At 69.1% G+C, this 16,775-nt stretch carries 13 protein-coding genes and 1 riboswitch; of the genes, 10 read left to right on the forward strand and 3 right to left on the reverse strand.

The window, feature by feature from the left end; genetic code table 11:
- Positions 1 to 20: 20 nt before the first annotated feature.
- Entirely contained in the window at positions 21 to 293 is a 273-nt protein-coding gene (locus SJY11_RS05290) for a hypothetical protein (RefSeq protein ID WP_376985398.1), read from the reverse strand.
- Positions 294 to 420: 127 nt separating this feature from the next.
- Positions 421 to 546: riboswitch (TPP riboswitch) on the forward strand.
- 102 nt (positions 547 to 648) lie between these two features.
- On the opposite strand from SJY11_RS05290, the gene SJY11_RS05295 reads away from it, so the two are divergent.
- From SJY11_RS05295 to SJY11_RS05320, 6 genes are all read left to right on the forward strand, one after another.
- On the forward strand, positions 649 to 1,728 hold the full coding sequence (locus tag SJY11_RS05295) for a LuxE/PaaK family acyltransferase (protein WP_376985400.1): 1,080 nt from the start codon (positions 649 to 651) through the stop codon (positions 1,726 to 1,728).
- A 4-nt stretch (positions 1,729 to 1,732) separates the two neighbouring features.
- Positions 1,733 to 3,184, forward strand: coding sequence for an acyl-CoA reductase (locus SJY11_RS05300; protein ID WP_376985403.1), 1,452 nt, complete (start codon positions 1,733 to 1,735; stop codon positions 3,182 to 3,184).
- Positions 3,174 to 3,935, forward strand: a complete 762-nt coding sequence (locus SJY11_RS05305; protein WP_376985405.1) for an ABC transporter ATP-binding protein — start codon at positions 3,174 to 3,176, stop codon at positions 3,933 to 3,935. Before SJY11_RS05300 ends, SJY11_RS05305 begins: the two co-directional genes overlap by 11 nt.
- Positions 3,932 to 4,681: an ABC transporter permease gene (locus SJY11_RS05310; RefSeq protein WP_376985407.1), complete on the forward strand. Its 750-nt coding sequence runs from the start codon at positions 3,932 to 3,934 to the stop codon at positions 4,679 to 4,681. Before SJY11_RS05305 ends, SJY11_RS05310 begins: the two co-directional genes overlap by 4 nt.
- Before the next feature lie 150 nt (positions 4,682 to 4,831).
- Positions 4,832 to 5,803 carry an ABC transporter substrate-binding protein gene (locus SJY11_RS05315; protein WP_376985409.1) on the forward strand — a complete coding sequence of 324 codons (972 nt, stop codon included), beginning with the start codon at positions 4,832 to 4,834 and terminating at the stop codon, positions 5,801 to 5,803.
- 166 nt (positions 5,804 to 5,969) lie between these two features.
- Positions 5,970 to 6,737, forward strand: coding sequence for a 3-oxoacyl-ACP reductase (locus SJY11_RS05320; protein ID WP_376985410.1), 768 nt, complete (start codon positions 5,970 to 5,972; stop codon positions 6,735 to 6,737).
- Here SJY11_RS05320 and SJY11_RS05325 read toward each other — a convergent pair.
- Positions 6,734 to 9,088, reverse strand: a complete 2,355-nt coding sequence (locus SJY11_RS05325) for a xanthine dehydrogenase family protein molybdopterin-binding subunit (RefSeq protein WP_376985412.1) — start codon at positions 9,086 to 9,088, stop codon at positions 6,734 to 6,736. The genes SJY11_RS05320 and SJY11_RS05325 overlap by 4 nt on opposite strands.
- Before the next feature lie 382 nt (positions 9,089 to 9,470).
- Between SJY11_RS05325 and SJY11_RS05330 the strand changes: the two genes are divergently transcribed.
- The 4 genes from SJY11_RS05330 to SJY11_RS05345 all read left to right on the forward strand — a co-directional run bounded on the left by SJY11_RS05330 (position 9,471) and on the right by SJY11_RS05345 (position 15,150).
- Positions 9,471 to 11,687: a TonB-dependent hemoglobin/transferrin/lactoferrin family receptor gene (locus SJY11_RS05330; protein WP_376985413.1), complete on the forward strand. Its 2,217-nt coding sequence runs from the start codon at positions 9,471 to 9,473 to the stop codon at positions 11,685 to 11,687.
- A 102-nt stretch (positions 11,688 to 11,789) separates the two neighbouring features.
- Entirely contained in the window at positions 11,790 to 12,545 is a 756-nt protein-coding gene (locus SJY11_RS05335; protein ID WP_376985414.1) for a hypothetical protein, read from the forward strand.
- Positions 12,538 to 13,410 (forward strand): ChaN family lipoprotein, encoded by an 873-nt coding sequence (locus tag SJY11_RS05340; protein ID WP_376985415.1) that lies wholly within the window; start codon positions 12,538 to 12,540, stop codon positions 13,408 to 13,410. The genes SJY11_RS05335 and SJY11_RS05340 overlap by 8 nt, the downstream gene beginning before the upstream one ends.
- A gap of 9 nt (positions 13,411 to 13,419) precedes the next feature.
- Positions 13,420 to 15,150 (forward strand): ABC transporter ATP-binding protein/permease, encoded by a 1,731-nt coding sequence (locus tag SJY11_RS05345; protein ID WP_376985417.1) that lies wholly within the window; start codon positions 13,420 to 13,422, stop codon positions 15,148 to 15,150.
- Here the strand turns inward: SJY11_RS05345 and pgi are convergent.
- A complete protein-coding gene (gene pgi, locus SJY11_RS05350; protein ID WP_376985419.1) occupies positions 15,129 to 16,757 on the reverse strand; it encodes a glucose-6-phosphate isomerase in 1,629 nt (542 codons plus the stop codon). The genes SJY11_RS05345 and pgi overlap by 22 nt on opposite strands.
- Positions 16,758 to 16,775 lie beyond the last annotated feature (18 nt).

Below are 16,775 nucleotides of genomic sequence, written 5' to 3' on the forward strand. Positions count from 1 at the left end.
GGAGTCCCGGCCTCGGTCCATCAGACCTTCGGCGGCAGGCCGGCGCGATCGAAGACCGGGACGGAGTCGATCGGCCCTTCCGGGCGCTGTCCCGTCGGGATGTCTTCTGCCGCATGGCGGGTGGCTTCGCTCGTCGCATCGAGGCCGTCGATGGTCTCGTTGGCGCCGCTGCCCGCATCATGGACGTTGGTGCGCAGGCTGACCTGGCCGGTCGCCGGAACGCCGCCAGCCTCGGCCAACCGCTCGCCCTCGTCGGGGATCTCGAGCGCAGGGGTTTCGCGTGACCTGTCCATCATCCGTCTCCTGATTTCCTTGTGCCCGAGGTAACGCTCGCCGGCAGGCGATTGTTTCGGCTATCGGGCCAGCGGACGTCGCCATGACGCTTCCTTGACAGCGGGGCGGGCCCGCGATCATGGTGGCCGCTGTTCCAAGGGGTGCCTCGCGAGGAGGCTGAGATTCCGCCGGTCGGACTTCGGTTCAACAGCGCGGTGACCCTCCGAACCTGATCCGGGTCATGCCGGCGTAGGGATGCGGGACATCGGGCGGTATTCCTGCGCCCTTTTTCCAGGCTCGCGCCGTCATTCCGAATTTCGGGCCACGCTCGGCATGTCGCCGGGGGACGGGCCTTGCAGGAAGGCGCGAGCGGACGTGACGCAGAGCGAGATCATCGAGGCCCTGCTGGCCTTCATCGACCAGGACGGGGCGTCGGAGGCGGAATTCGAGCGCATGGCGCTGGCCGTCTTCGCCCATCAGTTCGCCCATAACGCGCCCTATCGGCGCTTCGCGATCCAGCGCGGGCGCACGACGCTCACCGTCCGCAGCTGGCGCGACATCCCGGCCGTGCCGATCAGCGCCTTCAAGACCCTGACACTGAGCTGCACCCCGCCGGAAGCCGCCGAGCGCATCTTCATGACCAGCGGCACGACGCAAAGCGGGGTGCGGGGCAAGAGCCACCACCCGACGATGGCCGTCTGGAACCGCTCGATGCTGGTGAATTTCCGCCGTCGCTTCATGGCCGGGCGGGAGCGCATGGCCATGGGCATCCTCTTCCCCGACGAGGTGGCGATGCCGAATTCCTCGCTGGCGCATTACCTGGCTCTGGCGAAGCAGGAATGTGGGACGCCTGACAGCGAAGGCTTCATCGGTGCAGACGGGCTCGACCTGCCGCGGCTGATCGCGGCGCTGGAGCGGGCGCAGGCCTCGGGCGAGCCCTATGCGCTGCTCGGCGCGAGCTTCAGCTTCGTGCATCTGCTCGATGCGCTGGCGGCGCAGGGGCGGCGCTTCGCGCTGCCCGCAGGCAGCCGCATCCTCGATACCGGCGGCTTCAAGGGCCAGTCGCGCGAGATGACGCCGGACGCCTTCTATGACGCGCTCTCGGCGGCGCTCGGCGTGCCGCGCGAGGCCTGCATCAACATGTACGGCATGACCGAGCTCAGCACGCAGTTCTACGATGACGGCAATGCGGTCTGCCCACCGGTGAAGTCCGGCCCGCACTGGATTCGCAGCCGTGTCGTCGATCCGGTCAGCGGGCGCGACCTGCCGGAGGGAACGACCGGCGTGCTGGTCCATCACGACCTCGCCCATTTCAACTGTGCCTCCGCGATCCTGACGGAGGATGCCGGCGTGATGGTCGAGGGCGGCTTCCGGTTGCTCGGCCGCGTCGACGGCGCCGATTCCAAGGGCTGTTCGGTGGCGGTCGAGGAATTCCTGCGGGCGGCGCGGGGCTGAGGCGGTGATCGAGACCGCGGGGCATCTGCCGGGGCTGCCGGCCGGCGAGGTCACCTGGCGGACGCTGGATTTCAGCGCCTGGGGCGAGCACGTGCAGGTGCGGGTGCCGGAGCTGACCACGGCGCAGGCCGGCGCGCTCGCCAGCCATGTGCGCGAGCAGGCGCGGACCTATCTGCGGACGCTGCCGGTCGCGCAGATCGTCGCGACGCTGGACGCCGCCATCGCCCGGCTGCTCGACCGGGACGATCCCTGGCGGCGGCGGGCGGAGGCCGTGCTGCCGATCGTGACCGGCTATGACCGCGAGAGCGTCCGCCTCGGCCTCTCCGGCTATCTGCGCAGCTTCCGTGCGCCGCAGCTGCAGCGCTTCCTCACTGAGGATTTCGCCAATCCGGCCGTGCTCGACGGCTTCCAGCCGGCAATGAAGGGCGGTTTCACGCGCGCCCAGGGCCCGCAGCTCCTGCTCCATATCTGGGCGGGGAACGTGCCGGGGCTGTCGCTCTGGAGCCTGATCTGCGGGCTCCTGGTCAAGGCCGGCACGGTCGGCAAGGTCGCGAGCGCCGAGCCGCTGCTGGCGGGCTGGTTCGCGCAGATCCTCGCCGAGATCGATCCGAAGCTCGGCGAATGCCTGGCGGTGGTCTGGTGGAAGGGCGGCGACGACGCTGCCGAGAGCGCCTGGCTGAATGAGGCCGACACGATCGTCGCCTATGGCGGCAATGACGCGCTGGCGGCGATCCGCGAGCGGGTGCCGTTGACGGCGCGCTTCCTCCCGCATGGGCACAGGATCGGCTTCGGGCTGATCGGTGCCGAGGCGCTCGACACGCGTCGGGCCGGGCCGCTGGCGCGGCTCGTGGCGCAGGATGTGGCGCGCTGGGAGCAGCAGGGCTGCTACTCGCCGCAGATGCTGTTCGTCGCGCGGGGCGGGGCGGTCTCGCCGCGCGAATTCGCCGAGCGCGTCTCGCAGGAACTCGGCGCGCTGAGCCCGCGCCATCCGCGCCGCGCGCTTTCGGTGGCGGAGGCGGCCGGCATCGCCGCCTGGCGCAGCCGCGAGGAGATGCGCGTCTTCGACGAGGACAGGACCGTGGTGCTGGGCGAGGCCGGCGATGGCTGGAGCGTGGTCTGGAGCGAGGCGGCTGAGCCGCTCGCGCCGAGCGCGCTCAACCGCACGCTCAAGATCGTTGCCGTCGACAGCCTCGATGCGGTGCCGCCGCTCATCGCGCCCGCCCGCGCCTATCTGCAGACCGCGGCGGTGGCAGCCTCGCCGCGCGAGCTGTTCCGCATCGCGGCGCTGCTGGGGGACGCGGGCGTCACCCGCATCTGCGGCTTCGGGGCGATGGCGGCGCCCGAGGCCGGCTGGCACAATGACGGGCGCTTCAACCTGCTCGATCTCGTCCGGCTGACCGAGATCGAGCAATCGGCCGAACGCGCCGCCGACGGCTTCGCCGATTATGTCGACTGAAGCCCACGCGGACGCCTTCGTCGCCCTCGAGGCGGTCGATTTCGGCTATGGCGCAGAGGCCATCGTCGACGGCGTCGACTGGGCGATCCCGCGCGGTGAGTTCCATTGCCTGGTCGGGCGCAGCGGCAGCGGCAAGACGACCCTGCTCAAGCTGGCGGCCGGGCTGCTGGCGCCCCGGCGGGGCGTGGTGCGGATCGACGGCGTGGCGCTCGACGGGCCGGGGCCGCGGATCGGCTTCGTCTTCCAGCAGCCGACGCTGCTCGACTGGCTCAGCGTTCTCGACAATGTCCTGCTGCCGCTCTCGCTGAAGCGCAGCGTGGGCGAGACGGATCGCGAGACGGCGCGCGCTTTGCTCGACCGGGTGGGCCTGTCGGCCTTCGCGGCCCGGCATCCCGCCCAGCTCTCGGGCGGGCAGCAGAGCCGGGTCGCGGTGGCGCGGGCGCTGATCACGCAGCCCGCCCTGCTGCTGCTGGACGAGCCCTTCGCGGCGCTCGACGCGCTCACGCGGGAGGAGCTGCAGGACGATCTGCTGGCGCTCTGCGCGCACCATGCCACGACGGTGCTCTTCGTCACCCACGACATCGGCGAGGCGGTCTATCTCGCCGACCGCGTCGCGATCATGGCTGGCGGGCGGCTGCACCACGACCTCGCCATCGACCTGCCGCGGCCGCGCTCGCGCGAGCAGCGCTATGGCCCGGCCTTCAACGCGCTCTGCCGCGAGCTGCGTCAGGCGATGGATGCCGCGCCATGAGAGAACGGCTGGCCTCGGCGCTCCTGCTCGTCGCCCTGCTCGCCGGCTGGGAGGCGTGGTGCCGTCTCGGCCGGGTTCCGGCCCTGATCGTGCCGGCGCCGTCTTCCGTCTTCGCCACGCTGTGGAGCGAAATCGCCAGCGGGCGTCTGCTGCCGCACCTTGCGGTGACCGCGACCGAAATGACGCTCGGGCTGGCGCTGGGCTGCGCGGTCGGGCTGGCGACAGGCATCCTGCTGGCGGAGGCCCCTGTGCTGCGCCGGCTGCTCCACCCCTACATCGTCGCGAGCCAGGTCGTGCCGAAGCTCGCGCTTGGTCCGCTCTTCATCGTCTGGTTCGGCTTCGGCCTGACGCCGACCATCGTGATCACGGCGCTGATCTGCTTCTTCCCGCTGATGGAAAACACGCTGACCGGCCTGTCTCAGGTCGATTCCGGACGGCGCGAGCTGTTCCGCATGCTGGGCGCGAGCCGCCTGCAGACGCTGCTGCGGCTGAAGCTGCCGGGTGCGCTTCCGGTGATCCTCGCGGGGTTCCGGGTCGCGGTCGTGCTGGCGCTGGTCGGCGCCGTCGTCGGCGAGTTCATCGGCGGCCGGGCGGGGCTCGGCGCCTCGATCATCGCCGCCCAGAGCGTGATGGATTCGAGCCTGATGTTCGCGCTCTTCATCGTCATCACGCTGCTCGGCATGGCCTTCTACCAGGCGGCGCTCCTCCTCGAGCGGCTGCTGCTGCGCCACCATCTGAAAGGGTAAGTCATGATTGCCAAGGGTCGGTTCGACCTCTCGCATCTCCTCCGGAAGGGGCTCGTCATCCTGGCCGGAGCGAAGCGGAGGGCCGGGATCCATCATAGGGTGGTGACGGCGCCCTATGATGGATCCCGGGACGCCCTGCGGGCGCCCAGGATGACGGGGAGGCTGGTGATCGCGGCATTGGCAAGCTTGCTCGGCCTCTCGATTGCCCACGCCCAGCCGCTCGACAAGGTCACGGTCGCGGGCTGGAGCCAGCCGATCAGCGAGATCACCAATCTGCTGGCCGAGCCGGACAAGGGCTTCTTCAAGGCCAAGGGGATCGACCTCGGCTATTTGCCCGGCACCGGCGGCGGCTCGGCGATCCAGAACATGCTGTCGGGCCAGGCCGACATCGCCTTCACCGATCCGGCGGCGCTTTATCTGGCGCTCGACAAGGGCGAGAAGCTGGTCGCGATCTACAACATCTATCCGCAGAACGTCTTCAACGTGGTCGCGCCCAAGACCAAGGGTATCCGTACGGCGGCCGACCTGAAAGGCAAGCGCATCGGCGTCTATTCGCTCTCCAGCGGCACGCGGCAGAACCTGCAGGTGCTGCTTCACCAGGTCGGGCTCACCGAGAAGGACGTCACGGTTGAGGTCACCGGCCTGCTCAACTTCGCGCCGCTGATCCAGGGGCAGGTCGACGCCACGGCCGCGACCGATACCGGCCTGCTGGTCGCGAAAATGAAGGGCCTGCCGGAGGTCGACGTCATCGAGGTCAAGGACCATCTCAACCTGCCGAGCGACATCTTCGTGGTGACGCAGGCGACCTATGCGGCCAAGAAGCCGCTGCTGAAGCGCTTCCTCGCCGCCTATCGCGACAGCGCCGCCTGGATGATCGCGAACCCCGAGGAGGCGGCGAAGCTCGCCGTGACGCGCGCGATCAATGGCCGCGACGAGGCGCTCAATCTCGAGATCATCAAGCTGCGCAACATCTCGACGGTGTCGCCGACGACGCAGGCGAAGGGCCTCGGCCATTTCGATCCGGAGCTGCTGCAGAAGGGCGCCGACACCTTCCACCGGCTCGGGCTGATCGCAAAGCCGATCGACATGAGCCAGGTGGTGAAGACGGATCTGATCCCGTGAGGGCTCTATCTCCCCTTGAACGCGTCGTCGTCCCGGGCGGAGCGCAGCGCAGACCCGGGACCCATTCCGGAACGCTTCAGGCATGGATCCCGGGTCTCCCTTCGGTCGCCCGGGATGACGTGGTGGTTCTCGCGCGAGCCTTTCGAACGCTGGGCAGACAGACATCGTGACCTTCCGCGACAGGACCATTCTCGTGACGGGCGCGAGCCGGGGCATTGGCGCGGCCATCGCCAGGGCCTTCGCTGCGGAGGGCGGGCTGGTGTTCGTCAACTACCGCAGCAGCGAGGCCGCCGCCGAGGCCGTGGTCGAGGCCTGCCGGGCGGCGGGCGGGCAGGCGGTGGCGATCGCCGCCGACGTCACCGATCCGGAGGCGGTCGCGGGGATGCTGGCGCGGATCGCGGAGGAGGCGGGCCGGCTCGATGCCGTCGTCAACAACGCGTTTGCGCCCTATGTCTTCGACCCCGACCATCGCGCGCGCTTCTGGGAGACGCCCTGGTCGGCCTACCAGACGCAGGTCGATGGCGCGCTGAGGGCGACCTACAATGTCTGCCAGGCGGCCCTGCCGCTGATGCGCCGACGCGGGCGCGGTGCCATCGTCAACATGGCGACCGACCTCGTGGCGCGGCCGAGCATCGCCTATCACGACTACACCACCGCCAAGGCGGCGCTGATCGGCTTCAGCCGTAACCTCGCGACGGAGCTCGGCCCGCTCGGGATCCGGGTCAACTGCGTCGCGCCGGGCCTGGTCTGGCCGACCGATGCGAGCGCGCGGACGCCCGAGGCGGTGCGGGAGATGCTGATCGCCCAGACGCCGCTGGGGCGGATCGCGACGCCCGAGGACGTCACCGGGCCGGTGCTGTTCCTCGCCTCCGACTGGAGCGGCTTCGTCACCGGCCAGACGCTGCATGTCGATGGCGGGCTGGTGATGGCCTAAGGCTTCGCCGCCTGCGCATCCCGGATGGCGCGCCAGACCCTCGCCGGCGTGGCGGGCATGTCGAGATGCGTCACGCCGAGCGGGCGCAGCGCGTCGAGGATCGCGTGGATCACCGTCTGCGGCGCGCCGATGCAGCCAGCCTGGCCGGCGCCCTTGACGCCGAGCGGGTTGGCGCGCGTCGGGACCTCGACCATCTCCAGATCGAAGGCGGGAAGGTCGGCGGCGCGCGGCACGGCATAGTCCATGAAGGTCGCGCTCAGGAGCTGGCCGGAGCTGGGATCATAAAGCGCTTCCTCCATCAGCGCCTGGCCGATGCCCTGCGCCAGACCGCCATGGACCTGCCCCTCCGCCAGCAGCGGGTTGATCAGCGTCCCGTAGTCGTCGACCGCGACATAGCGTTCGATCGCGACGGCGCCGGTCTCCGGATCGATCTCGACCTCCGCCACCTGCGCCCCATTGGGGAAGGTGAAGACGTCGCAGCGGTTGTCGCCATGGCCTTCCAGCGGTGCTCCGCCGTTCTCGGCGAGATGGGCCGAGATGGCGAAGAGGTCGATCTCGCGCGGCAGGCCGTCCGCCGCCGGCTCGCTGCGGAACCGGCCTTCCGCGAAGGAGAGGCTGTCGGCCGCGACCTGCAGCAGCTGCGCGGCGAGGGGCCTCGCCTTCACAACTAGATCGTCGGCCGCCATCACCAGCGCCGTTCCGCCGAGATGGAGCGAGCGCGCGCCGCCATGGCCGCCGCCGCGCGGAACCGATTCCGTGTCGCCCTGGACGAGGGTGAAGCGCTCGACCGGCAGGCCGAGCCGGGCGGCAGCGAGCTGGGCGAAGCTGGTCTCGTGGCCCTGGCCGTTGGAATGGGTGCCGACCGCCATGGCGATGGCGCCCTCCTGCCCGACCCGCAGCCAGGCCTCCTCGTCAGGGCGGCCACGCGAGGTTTCGAGGAAGCAGCCGATGCCGAAGCCGCGCAGCTTGCCGCGCTTTCGGGCGGCGCGCTTGCGTGCTGCGAAGCCCGCGCGGTCGGCCGCCGCCAGCGCCCGTTCGAGGTTCTCCGGAAAGCTGCCGCTGTCGATCACCATGCCGAAGGCGGGACGGCGATAGGGGAAGCTGCGGATGAAGTTGCGCCGGCGCAGTTCTGCCGGATCGATGCGCAGCTTATGGGCGGTGGCCTCAACCAGCCGCTCGATCAGATAATTCGCCTCGGGTTTGCCGGCGCCGCGATAGGCGTCGATCGGGGCCGTGTTGGTGAAGACGCCGCGGACATCCATCGCCATGGCGGGGATGTCGTAGAGCCCGCCCATCGCGGCGGCGGGGGCGTTGGTTCCGCTGCCGGGGCCGAGCGAGGAGACATAGGCGCCGAGATTGGCGATCGTCTCGACATCGAGCGCAAGGAAGCGCCCGCGCCTGTCGAGCGCCAGCCGCGCGGTGCTGAGATTGTCGCGGGCATGGGCGCCGCCGGTGAACTCCTCGATGCGCTCGGCGCTCCAGCGCACCGGCCGGCCGAGCCGTCGCGCGGCCCAGAGCACCAGCGCATATTCGGGGTAGGTGACGTTCTTCATGCCGAAGCCGCCGCCGACATCGGGCGTCGAGACGCGGATGCGGTCGAGCGGCAGGCCGAAGACGCCTTGCGCGAGTTCACGGCGGATGTCGTGGACCGAGGCGCCGCTGATCTCGAGGTGGTAGCGGTCCGCGCCGGCGTCATAACGGCCGATGGCGATGCGCGGTTCGAGAGCCGCCGCCACGATGCGGTTGTTGACCAGGTCGCAGCTCACGACATGGGCGGCCTTTGCGAAGGCGCGCTCGACGGCGGCGGGATCGCCGCGGCGGAAACGGAAGGCGATGTTGCCCGGGGCCTGCGGCCAGAGCTGCGGCGCCTGCCCATCGGTCGCGCCGCGCAGATCGGTGACCGCCGGCAGGATGTCGTAGGTGATGCTGATGTGCTCGCAGGCCTCGCGGGCCAGCGCCTCGGTGTCGGCGACGACGAAGGCGACGGGTTCGCCGACATGGCGGACGACATCGCGGGCCAGCGGCCAGCGCGGCGGCACGATCAGCGGCTCGACGGTGGCGACGACGATGGAGGTTGGCAGCGGGCCGAGGCCGTCGAGATCCGCGGCGGTGTAGACGCCGTGCACGCCGGGCAGGCTCGCCGCGGCGGCGCCGTCGATCGCGCGGATGCAGGCATGGGCATGAGGCGAGCGAAGCATGACGGCGGCGAGGTCGCCGTCCGGGGCGCGATCGCCGAGATAGTCGCCGCGCCCGGTGAGGAAGCGTGCGTCCTCCCGCCGCCGCAGCGAGCGCGGGTCGTCGACCGTCCCTCGGCCTGTGGCGCCTTCGCAGGCGGTTCTCGCATCCGTCATCGCCAACCCGTCCCGCCCGGCCCGAAGCGCAGCCCTGCCGGGCCGCCCGGTCCTCCGCCTGCCTTCGTCGCGACAGAGGACGCTGGTCCGTCCGCGTCAAGCGGGATCGCTGAGACGTCCGAGCTGTGGACCCGTCAGCCGACTGCATGCTGCAATGCGAAAAATTAGAAATCGATATGATGTCGGAAATTGAATGAATGCAATCTCCGGTCAGATTTGAATTGAGAGGTATATCGGCCTCCGTCTAGAAAGAGACGATTTATATAGTTCATTTCAGAGAGACTTTTAAGTTGAGAGTCTATTGCAACTCGTCATAGACAGTTCCGAATGGGACTGGGGTTTTGCAATGTATAGAAATTCAAATCTGCTTTACGGATCAGCTTTGCTGGTTTTTGTCTGCTTCCCGAATGCCGGCCGCGCGCAATCGGCCGCCGAGGCGACGCGGCCTGCCGCGATCGAGCTCGATCAGATCACCGTCACGGCGACCCGTGGCGAGAAGCAGGCGCTCGACGTGCCCGGTACGGTCAGCATCATCTCCCGCCAGGAGCTCGACCAGCGCATCACGCGCGATACGCAGGACCTGATCCGTTATCAGCCCGGCATCAGCGTCAACCGCCAGACGACGAGCACCGACCCCTTCGCCAATTTCGGCGGCTTCACCATCCGCGGCGTCGGCGGCAACCGTGTCCAGATGCAGGTGGACGGGGCGCGCGTGATCGAGCGCGTCACCGATGGCAACCGCGACTTCGTCGATCTGCCCTTCCTCAAGAATGTCGAGATCGTGCGCGGACCCGGCTCGGTGCTGTGGGGCGCGGATGCGCTCGGCGGCATCGTGGCCTATCGCACGCTCGATCCGCAGGACCTGCTCAAGGGTAGGGACAAGCCTTATGCGGTCAGGCTGAACAGCGCCTATGACAGCCTCGACCGCTCCTTCGTGAAGACGGGCATCGCCGCCTTCCGGTTCTCGCCGCTGCTGGAGGGCATCTTAGGCGTCAGCCAGAAGACCGGGCACGAGGCGAAGCTGACCAAGGCGCGCGCCGATGGCGGGCGCTGGGGCTGCCCCGTGCCGAGCAGCCTTTTCCTCGCCTGTAACCAGCTGAACCCGCTCGACACGACGGTCTGGAACGCCTTCGGCAAGCTCGTCTTCAAGCCGAGCGGAGACCACACCTTCAAGCTGACCGGCGAATACTATGACAGCGATTCGACCGTGAACCAGCTGCACGACTACAATGTCGTCAGCAGCGGCATTCGCAACGGCGCCTATATCCGCAACCAGGTGAAGTCCCGCACGCGGATCGCGCTGGAGCATGAGTGGGATGTCGGGGCGAGCTTCCTCGATTCCGTGCGCTGGCAGGCCTCCTACTCGCCGCAGAGCCGCACCTTCGTCAGCAACCGCCTGCAGACGCCCGCCAATGGCCAGCAGCGCTTCACCCGCGGTCTGCATGACTACCAGGAGCAGTTCTCGCAGCTCGACATCCAGGCGAAGTCGAGCTTCGCGCTGGGGCCTAGCTTCCACCGCCTGACCTATGGCTTCCAGGGCGACATCACCCGCACCGACTACAAGCGCCAGGACGACGTCCGCAATCTCGCGACGAATGTGCTGACCACCACGGTGGCGGGGGGCTTCAACTTCGCCAATGCCACGACCACGCGGGCCGACATCTATCTCCAGGACGAGATCGAGCTGATGTCCGGCCGCTGGACGATCACGCCCGGCATCCGCTACGCGACCTACAATATCGATCCCAGGCTCGGGGCCGGCTATGTCGTCGTGCCCGGCAAGGCGCCGCGCGAGATCGACTCGCAGAAGGTGATCCCGCAGGTCGGAACGATCTTCAAGCTGAACGAGACCTACTCGCTCTATGGCCGCTATGCCGAGGGCTTCAAGATGCCCACCGCCGAGCAACTCTACACCTCGCTGCCCTCGACGACCTTCAACCTGATCCCGAATCCCGATCTGCGGCCCGAGAGCGTGCGCTCCTATGAGGCGGGCGTTCGCGGCCAGTTCGCCGAGGGCTGGTTCTCGGTCGGCGTCTTCCACGCCCGCTACAAGGACTTCATCAAGTCGCTCTACCAGGTCCCCGGGACGGTCGATTACACCTATCGCAACGTCTCGCAGGTGCAGATCTCGGGCATCGAGGCCTCGGCGGAGTACCGGCTGCACGAGCGCTGGCTGCTGAACGCGTCGCTGAGCTACCAGTATGCCGACCAGCGCCTGACGGCCGGGGCGGCCAAGACGCCCTTCGACGTCAATCCCTTCAAGGCCGTCACCGGTATCAAATACCTGATGCCGGAATACGGGCTGGAGGCGGAGGTGATCGGTACCTTCGCCGGCGGCGCCAACCGGGCGAGCACGACGGATACCTTCAAGCAGGGCGGCTACTCGGTGTTCGACGCCTATCTGAACTGGAAGCCGACCTCCTTCGTCACCCTGCGCGGCGGCGTCGAGAACATCTTCGACAGGCGGTATTTCGCCAATCTCGTCGGCGGCTCCTATGCGAAGACGCCGTCGCTGGTCTCCGTCGCGGCCGGCAATCCTCTCGAACTCCAGACGGCTCCCGGCCGCACCTTCAAGCTCGCGGCTTCCGTCGAATTCTGAGCGCCTGTCCCGTCAGGGCTGCCGTGCCGCGCCCGACGCGGCGGCCTCGCGACGCTGCGCCCGAGACCCGCAGCGTCGCTCCCTCATTTTGGAGCCCACAGCATGAACGCCCCGACGCCCCTGCGCGAAGCCCTGTCGCAAAGCCCGGCCGAAATCCTGCCCCTTCTGCCCGCGATGGGGCGGGTGATGCTGAGCGCCCGCTTCAACGGCGCCATCCATGAGCGGATGGGAGCCGTCGACAGCGTGACGATCGACGCCGACAAGGCGCGCCTGACCGGCGAGTGCCATGACAGCGTGATCGATCTCGCGGTGGTCAAGCGCATCGTCGTCGACCGTTCCGGCAAGATGCGCGACAAGGTCCTGCCCAAGCTCGAATGCCAGGACGCGGCAGGCGAGACGCTGTTCAGCCTGATCGGCCTCGAAGGGCTCGAACTGTTCGATGCGGCGCTGGCGCCGCTTGCGGCCGGTGCGCCGCTCGAGCCGGTGGTGCGCGAGGCGCCTTCGGGCGGCGCTCAGGAGGTCGCGCCGGAGGATCTGGGCGCTGCGACCTTCGCCGCCATCCTCGCCAATGCTCTGCCGATCGCGATCGATTTCGAGCGGCCGGGGCTGTTCCAGCATTGGGTCGGGCTCCTGCCCGAGCCGAAGCCCTCGATGGGCTTCGTCAACGTCATGCAGGGCGATTTCCATCTGCATCTGCAAGCGGGGGCGGTCGCGGGCTGGGCGCGGCACCAGACGGAGGCCGAACTCGTGCTCCGGGCGCTCGATGCGGAGGGCCGCGAGACCGGGCTCAGCCTGCGCGGTCCGGCCGCCGCCTTTGCCGGGGTTTCGTCCGTGCGCGAGCCTGCCGCGCATGGTTGAGGCGGCACAGGCCCCGATCGCGCATCCGCGGGGCACCTGGTTGTGCCCGCAGAGCGGCGCGGTGCTCGAGCAGGGCGCCCTGCTGCGCGCGATGGCGGGGCGCAGCGTCGTGCTGCTCGGCGAGACCCACGACATCGCCGAGATCCATCGCTGGCAGCTCCATGTCGCGGCCTTCCTGCACATGCTGAGGCCGCAGATGGCGATCGGTTTCGAGATGTTCCCGCGCCGCGTGCAGGGCGTGCTGGATGCCTGGGTCGACGGCCTGATGGACACCGCCACCTTTCTGGAGCGCAGCGACTGGGCACAGGTCTGGGGCTTCGATGCGGCGCTCTACCTGCCGCTGTTCCATTTCTGCCGCCAGCAGCGCATCCGGATGCTGGCGCTCAACTGTCACCGCCCCCTGGTGACGCGGGTCGGGCAGGTCGGCTGGGAGGCGATTCCCGTCGCGGAGCGCGACGGCGTCACGCCGGCGGCCCCGGCGACCGCGGCCTATCGCGCCTATCTCGAGCGGCTGATGGGGGGCGTCCGCCCGGTGGCGGGCGGTGGGGCCGGTTCGCCGGTGAGCGACCGTTTCCTGCGTGCCCAGCAATGCTGGGACCGGGCCTTCGCCTGCGGCATCGCCGAGCATCTGGCGCGCGCGCCGGACGACCTCGTCATCGGCATCATCGGGCGTGGCCATCTCGAATACGGGCACGGCACGCCCTACCAGCTGCGCGACCTCGGCATCGCCGACAGCGCGGTGCTGCTGCCGACGAGCGACGAGGCCCATGATCCGGGAGAGATCGCCGGCATCGCCGAGGCCCTCTTTCGGCTCGACAGGCCGGAGCCGCCGGCGCCGCGCCGCGAACGGCCGCAGCCGGGTTGAGTTGCCGCGATGGCCGTGCTCCGTCACATCGCCTGGCTGGCGAAGCTCTGCGTCTCCGGTCCGGGCGGCCTGGTCGGCCTCGCGCAGTTCATCGTCATTGCGGTGCTCGGGCTGATCGGGGTGCGGGTCGGCGTCGCGCTGATCGCCTGGAACGCCGATTTCTACAACGCCCTGCAAGCGCTCAACGTGGCCGGCGTGTTGGCGCAGATCAGGGTCTATTTCGGCCTCACCGCGATCACGGTGGCGCTGCACCTGGCCTCGACCTATCTGCGGCGGCAGCTCCAGATCCGCTGGCGTCACGCGCTGACGCAGGCCGCCCTCGACCATTGGTTTGCCGGCAAAGCCTACTGGCATCTGCGCGACAGGAGCGAGGATGGTCTCGACAATCCCGACCAGCGCATCGCCGAGGATTGCCGCATCTTCGTCGACAAGCTGACCGACGAGGCGCTGGAGCTGATCAGCAAGATCGTCGGGCTGGTGTCCTATGTCGCGATCCTGTGGTCGCTCTCGACCTTTCCGCTGGCCTTCGTCGTCGCGGGGGTCTCCGTCGAGATTCCCCGCTACATGGTCTGGGCCGCGCCCCTCTATGTCGCCCTCGCCACGCTGATCACGCATGGGCTCGGCGCGCCGCTGAAGCGGCTCGATTTCGAGCAGCAGCGCCGCGAGGCCGATTTCCGCTTCGCGCTGAGCCGACTGCGCGAGAACGTGGAGCCGGTGGCGCTGGCGGGGGGCGAGGCGGCGGAGCGCAGCGTGCTGTCGCGGCGTTTCGCGGCCCTGGCGGCCAACTGGCATCAGCTGGCGCGGCGCGAGGTCATCCTCGGCATGTTCTCTCGGCCCTATTTCCAGACCGTGCTGACGATCCCGATGTTCCTGGCGCTGCCGGCCTATCTGGCCGGCCGCCTCACCTTCGGCGGGCTGATGCAGATCCGCTCCGCGTTCCAGAACGTCGTGACGACGCTGTCCTGGTTCATCTTCTCCTACAAGGATCTGGCGCAGCTCGCCGCGACGGCGAGCCGGCTGCGGCACTTCCTGGCTGCGGCGGAGGCGGCGCCGTCAGACGGCATGGCAGGCCCCCGGATGGCCGAGGGCACGGCCTTCCGCACGCATCGCCTGCGCCTGTCGACGCCGGAGGGACGCCCGCTCGCGCCACTGCCGGAGCTGGCGATCGGGGCCGGGGACTGCTGCTGGATCGCGGCGCCCTCCGGTTTCGGCAAGAGCACGCTGGTCAAGGCGCTCGCGGGACTCTGGCGCCATGGCGAGGGCAGCATCGAGCGCCCGGCCGGTTCGATCGCCTTCGCTTCGCAGCAGGTCTATCTGCCGCTCGGGAGCCTCGAGGCGGCACTGGCCTATCCGGCGCTGCCGGAGGCGTTTACCGCGGCGCAATACCGGCAGGCGCTCGCCGCCGTCGGGCTTACTGCGCTCTGGACGCAGGACGAGGCGGCATGGCAGCGGACGCGCACCGGCCTGTCAGGCGGGGAGCGCCAGCGGCTGGCCCTGGCGCGGCTGCATCTGCACAGGCCGGACTGGGTCGTTCTGGACGAGGCGACCTCGGCGCTGGATGTCGTCGCGGAGCGCGAGGTGCTGGCGGGACTGCGGGTAGCGCTGCCGGATGCGGCCTTCATCATCATCGCGCACCGGGCACCGCAGGGGATCGGCCCCTGCCGGACGCTGCGGCTCGACAACGATGGAGGGGTCGATGCTCCGCCCCTCGCGCCTGATCAGGAGCTTGCCGTGAGATAGCGCGCAAGGCCGGCGGTCGAGGAATCATGGGCCTCGGCGGGCGCTTTGCCTTCGATGACCGGCAGCAGCGCCGTCGCCAGCTCCTTGCCGAGCTCGACGCCCCATTGATCGAAGGCGTTGATACCCCAGATCGCGGCCTCGACGAAGACGCGGTGCTCGTAGAGCGCGATCAGCCGCCCGAGAGTGAAGGGATCGAGCCGGCGATAGGCCAGCGTGATGGAGGGGCGGCTGCCGGGGAAGACCTTGTGCGGCGCCAGGGCGTCAACCTCGGCAGACGGCAGCCCCTGCTTTGCCAGTGCCTCGCGCGCCTCTTCCAGGGTCCGGCCCTTCATCAAGGCTTCGCTCTGCGCGAGGCAGCTGGCGAGCAGCAGCCGGTGCTGATGGACCAGCTCCGGTTCATGCCCTCCCGCAGCAATCAGGAACTCGCAGGGGATTGTGTCCGTACCCTGGTGGATCAGCTGGTAAAAGGCGTGCTGGCCATTGGTGCCGGGCTCGCCCCAGACGAGCGGGCCGCTCGGTCGCTCGATGGGCGAACCGTCCTTGCGGACGCGCTTGCCGTTCGATTCCATGTCGAGCTGCTGGAGATAGGCCGGCAGGCGCAGAAGGCGCTGATCGTAAGGCAGGATCGCCCGGGCCTGATAGCCGCAGATGTCGCGATGCCAGATGCCGATCAGCCCGAACAGGACGGGCAGGTTGCGGGCGAGCGGGGCGGTGCGGAAATGCTCGTCCATCGCATGGGCGCCGGCAAGGAAGGCGCGGAAATTCCCCGGCCCGACCGCGATCATCACCGGCAGGCCGATGGCGGACCAGATCGAGTAGCGGCCGCCGACCCAGTCCCAGAAGCCGAAGACGCGGTCTGGAGCAATGCCGAAGGCGGCGACCTTGCCGAGGGCCGTGGAGACGGCGGCGAAGTGGGCGCTGACCGCGTCCTCGCCGAGCGCTGCCGCGATCCAGCGCCGCGCGGTGGCGGCATTGGTCATGGTCTCGACGGTGGTGAAGGTCTTGGACGCGACGATGAAGAGGGTTCGCGCGGGATCGAGTTTCGCCAGTGTGTCGGCGATATGGGCTCCGTCGGCATTGGAGACGTAATGCAGCTGCGGGCCGTCATGATAGGGCGCCAGAGCCAGGGTCGCCATGGCGGGACCGAGATCCGAACCGCCGATGCCGATGTTGATCACGTCGGTGAAGGCCCCGCCGTCGGAGGCGGCGATCGTGCCGGTACGCACGCCGTCGGCAAACGCGGCCAGCCTGTCCAATGTGGCATGGACGTCCGGCACGACGTCGCGGCCGTCCAGCAGCACGCGGGTGCCGGCGGGCGCGCGAAGGGCTGTGTGGAGGACGGCGCGATGTTCGGTGGTGTTGATCGCCTCGCCCGCGAACATCGCATCGCGTTGTGCGGCTACACCCGTCGTCTCGGCGAGCGTCAGGAGGAGCGCCAGTGTCTCGTCCGTGACGGCGGTCTTCGAATAGTCGAGCAGGAGATCGTCGAGGCGGGCCGAGAACCGGGTGAAGCGGGTCGCGTCCTCGGCGAAGAGGGTCCGCAAGGGGTGGGCTTGCGTGCCATGCCGATGCGCGGCCAGCTTTGCCCAAATCTCGTCCTGCACCATCACGCTCCTGTTCGCCGC

Origin of the sequence: Allobosea sp. R86505, from assembly GCF_042466375.1 — a bacterium.
GTDB lineage: Bacteria > Pseudomonadota > Alphaproteobacteria > Rhizobiales > Beijerinckiaceae > Allobosea.